The 4,920-nt window shown below is 76.6% G+C and carries 1 protein-coding gene; it reads left to right on the top strand.

Annotated features, from left to right (window positions below; genetic code table 11):
• Positions 1 to 30: 30 nt before the first annotated feature.
• Positions 31 to 4,896 (top strand): type I polyketide synthase, encoded by a 4,866-nt coding sequence (locus ACFWP2_RS08010; RefSeq protein ID WP_380449411.1) that lies wholly within the window; start codon positions 31 to 33, stop codon positions 4,894 to 4,896.
• Positions 4,897 to 4,920 lie beyond the last annotated feature (24 nt).

Raw genomic sequence — 4,920 nt, 5'->3', positions numbered from 1 at the left:
CCCTGCTGCCGAACCCCTACCCGACACCCTGTGAGGCCTGACATGGCGGACGAGCAGAAACTGCGCGACTACCTCAAGCGCGTCACGGCCGAACTGCACCAGACCCGGCAACGGCTGCACGCCGCCGAGTCGGTGGACCGCCAGCCGATCGCGATCGTCGGCATGGCCTGCCGGCTGCCCGGCGGCGTGGACGGCCCGGACGCGCTCTGGCGGCTGGTCTCCGAGGGCGTCGACGCCGTCTCGCCCTTCCCCGAGGACCGCGGCTGGGACGTCGGCGAGGACGCCGGATTCGCCCGCAGCGGCGGCTTCCTGCACGACGCGGACGGCTTCGACCCGACGCTGTTCGGCATCTCGCCGCGCGAGGCGACCGCCATGGACCCGCAGCACCGGCTGCTGCTGGAGGCCTGCTGGGAGGCGTGCGAGCGCGGCGGCGTCGACCCGTCCGCGCTGCGCGGCAGCCGCACCGGGGTGTTCGCCGGGCTGATGTACCGGGACTACGCGGCCCGCATGATCGACGTCCCCGAGGGGGTGGACGCCTACCTCGGCATCGGCAACATGGGCAGCGTCGCCACCGGCCGGATCTCCTACACCCTCGGTCTGGAGGGCCCGGCGGTCACCATCGACACCGCCTGCTCCTCCTCGCTGGTCGCCCTGCACCTGGCCTGCCAGTCGCTGCGCTCCGGCGAGACCACGATGGCCTTCGCGGGCGGCGCCACCGTGATGGCCTCCCCGGACACCTTCACCGGCTTCGCCCGGCAGGGCGGGCTCTCCTCGGACGGCCGCTGCAAGTCCTACGGCGCCGGCGCGGACGGCACCGGCTGGGCCGAGGGCGTCGGGATGCTCCTGCTGGAGCGGCTCTCGGACGCCCAGCGGCTCGGCCACCGGGTGCTGGCGGTGGTGCGGGGCAGCGCGGTCAACCAGGACGGCGCCTCCAGCGGCCTGACCGCGCCCAACGGCCCCGCCCAGCAGCGGGTCATCGAGGACGCGCTGGCCAGTGCGCGGCTCACCACCTCGGACGTGGACGTCGTCGAGGGCCACGGCACCGGTACCCGGCTCGGCGACCCGATCGAGATCCAGGCCCTGCTGGCGACGTACGGTCAGGACCGGCCCGCGGACCGGCCGCTGCGGCTGGGCTCGGTGAAGTCCAACATCGGGCACACCCAGGCCGCGGCCGGCGTGGCCGGCGTGATCAAGATGGTGCAGGCGATGCGGCACGGCACCATGCCGCGCAGCCTGCACGCGGAGCAGCCCACCCCGCAGGTCGACTGGTCGGCCGGCGCGGTGCGGCTGCTGACCGAGGCCGAGCCCTGGCCCGAGTCGGACCGCCCGCGCCGCGCGGGCGTCTCCTCCTTCGGCATCAGCGGCACCAACGCCCACGTCGTCCTGGAGCAGGCCCCGGCCGCCGAGGCCCCGGCCGCTCCCGGGCAGCCCGCGCCCGGGGTGGTGCCCTGGCTGCTGGCGGCCCGCACCACCGAGGCGCTGCGCGCCCAGGCCGGCCGGCTGCACGCCTTCGTCGCCGACACCGAGCCCGACCCGGTGGACGTCGGCCTCTCGCTGCTCTCCCGGGCGCCGCTGGAGCGGCGCGCCGTGGTGCTCGGCGCCGACCGGGACCGCCTGGCCGACGCGCTCGCCGCGCTGGCCGGCGACCTGCCCGACAAGGCCGTGGTCTCCGGGACGGCCGGGGAGGGCCGCAGCGCCTTCCTGTTCACCGGCCAGGGCGCCCAGCGGAGCGGGATGGGCCAGGAGCTGTACGAGGCCTTCCCGGTGTTCGAACGCGCCTTCGACGCGGTCTGCGCCGAGCTGGACCCGCGCCTGGAGCACTCCCTCAAGGACGTGGTGTTCTGCGGCGCCCAGGACCTCCACCAGACGGTGTGGGCCCAGGCCGGGCTGTTCGCCCTGGAGGTGGCGCTGTTCCGGCTGTTCGAGTCCTTCGGCGTGCTGCCGGACTTCCTGCTCGGCCACTCGATCGGCGAGGTGGCGGCGGCGCACTGCGCGGGCGTCCTGACGCTGGCGGACGCCTGCGCCCTGGTCGCCGCGCGGGGCCGGCTGATGCAGGCGCTCCCGGCCGGCGGGGCGATGCTCGCTGTGCAGGCCTCCGAGGCCGAGGTGGTGGCCGCGATCGCGGCCGTCGCCGGGACGGCGGACGTGGCCGCGCTCAACAGCGCCGGCTCGGCGGTCGTCTCGGGCGCGGCGGAGACCGTCGACGAACTCGCCGCCCGCTGGACGGCCGAGGGCCGCAAGACCAGCCGGCTGACCGTCTCGCACGCCTTCCACTCGGCCCTGATGGAGCCGATGCTGGACGACTTCCGGGCCGTCCTCGCGACGCTCTCCTTCGCCGAGCCCCGCATCCCGATCGTCTCCACCCTCACCGGCGCGGTGGAGGACGAACTGCTGCGCACCCCCGACTACTGGGTGCGGCAGGTCCGCGAGACCGTCCGGTTCGCCGACGGCGTCGCCTGCCTCCGGCACCAGGGCGTCAGCAGGTTCGTGGAGGTCGGCCCCGACGCGGTGCTCACCGCGATGGCCCGCGAGACCCTGCCCGAGCCGGTGCTCACCACGACGGCGCTGCGCGGCAGCTGGAACGACACCGGGGTGTTCGTCACCGCCCTGGCCGATCTGTGGACCCGGGGCACCCCGGTCGACTGGCAGGTGCTCTTCGACGGCCACGGCCGCCCGGTCGAGCTGCCGGTCTACCCGTTCCAGCACGAGAGCTACTGGCTCCACCCGATCGCCGCGCCGGCCGGCGGGCCCGCCGACCCGGGCCTCTGGGCGGCGCTGGCCGGCGAGGACGCCGACGCGCTCGCCGACCGGCTCGACGTGACCGACCCCGAGGTGCGGGCCTCGCTGCGCACCGCGCTGCCGCTGCTGTCCGACTGGCACCGGCGCGGCCGGGAGGACGCCGAGGTCGCGGGCTGGCGCTACCACGTCGGCTGGGAGCCCGTCTCCGGCACCCCGGCGCCCGCCTTCACCGGCGACTGGCTGCTGGCCGTGCCCGCCGGGCAGGCCGACGACGAGCGGGTGCGGGCCCACCGGGAGGCCCTGACCCGGCACGGCGCCTCGGTGGTGACGGTGCCGGTCGAGGCGGACGCCGCCGACCGCGCCGAGCTGGCCGCCCGGCTGCTCCAGGCCGTCGGCGCCGGGCACCGGACCGCCGGCGTGCTCTCCCTGCTGGCGCTGGAGACCGAGCCGCACCCCGGGGTGCCGGCGCTGCCGGGGGGCGCGGCCACCACGCTGCTGCTCGTCCAGGCCCTGCTGGACGCCGGGATCGCCGGACCGCTGTGGTGCGTGACCGAGGGCGCGGTGTCCACCGGCGAGTACGAGCCGCCGGTCGATCCCGACCAGGCGCCGGTCTGGGGCCTGGGCCGGGTCGTCGCCCTGGAGCACCCGCAGCTGTGGGGCGGTCTGGTCGACCTCCCCGCCGGGGCCGAGGAGGAGGATTTCGACGCGCTGGCCGGCCTGCTGGCCTCCGCCGACGGGGAGGACCAGCTGGCGGTCCGTCCGGAGGGCGTCTTCGCGCGCCGGCTGCTGCACGCCCCGACGGCCGACCCGGAGGCCCCCGCGTGGCGGCCGCGCGGCACCGTCCTGGTGACCGGCGGCACCGGCGCGCTCGGCGGGCAGGTCGCCCGGTGGCTGGCCGGCGGCGGGGCCGAGCACCTGGTGCTGGTCAGCCGGGGCGGCCGCGGCGCCCCCGGGCTGGCCGCGCTGGAGGCCGAGCTGGTGGAGCTCGGCGCCCGCGTCACGGTGGTCGCCTGCGACCTCTCGGACCGCGCGGACGCCGCCCGGCTGGTCGGCGAACTCGACGCGATGGAACCGAAGTTGAGGGCCGTCGTGCACGCCTCGGGGGTCAGCTCCTCGGCGCCGCTGGCCGACACCACCCTCGCGGAACTCGACCGGACCGCGGGCGGCAAGGTCGCGGGCGCCCGGCACCTGGACGAACTGCTCGACCAGCGCCGGCTGGACGCGGTCGTGCACTTCTCCTCCATCGCCGGCGTCTGGGGCGTCGGCGAACAGGCCTGCTACGCGGCCGCCAACGCCTACCTCGACGCCCTGGCCCAGCGGCGCGACGCCGAGGGCGTGCGCGCCCTGGCCGTCGCCTGGGGGCCGTGGGACGGCGGCGGCATGGTCGACCAGGCGATCAAGGAACCGATGCGCCGGCGCGGCATCTCGCTGATGGCGCCGGACCGGGCGATGCGCGCCCTGCAGCGGGCGCTGGACCTGGACACCGGGGCGGTCACCGTCGCGGACATCGCCTGGGAGCAGTTCGTGCCCGCGTTCACCGCGCTGCGGCCCAACCGGTTCTTCGCCGAGCTGCCCGAGGTGCGGGCGCTCGCCGTGGGCACCGCCGACGAGGGCGAGGACCGGAGCCGGCTCGCCGCCCTGCGCGAGCGGCTGGCCGCCCTGCCGGCCGCCGACCGCGAGCCCGTCCTGCTCGACCTGGTCCGCACCCACGCGGCCGTGGTGCTCGGACACGACGGCCCGGGCGCGATCGACATCGGCCGGCCGTTCCGGGACTTCGGCTTCGACTCGCTGGCCGCCGTCGAACTGCGCAACCGGCTCGGCCGGGCCACCGGCCTGGCCCTGCCCGCCACCGTGGTGTTCGACCACCCGACACCGGCGGTGCTGGCCGCCCACCTGCTGACCGAGGCGCTGCCGGACGACGCCGCGGCCCTGCCCTCCACGGCCGAGCTGGACCTCCTGGAGGAGGCGCTGCTGGCCCGGGCGGAGGACGACGTGGACCGGGTCAGGGTCGTCCTGCGGCTCCAGGCGCTGCTCACCCGGCACCGGGGCGCGGCCGACGACGGCCCGGTCGGCTTCGACGACCTGCGGGACCAGCTCAGCAGGGCCAGCAACGAAGAGCTCTTCGACGTGATCGACCGGGATCTCGGCCTCTCGTGAACAGGGGTACGTGGTGGCCGGGGA

It is taken from the genome of Kitasatospora sp. NPDC058444 (genome assembly GCF_042721415.1).
In the GTDB taxonomy this organism is placed as follows: Bacteria; Actinomycetota; Actinomycetes; order Streptomycetales; family Streptomycetaceae; genus Kitasatospora.
This window is presented reverse-complemented; position numbering and strand designations above follow the sequence as displayed.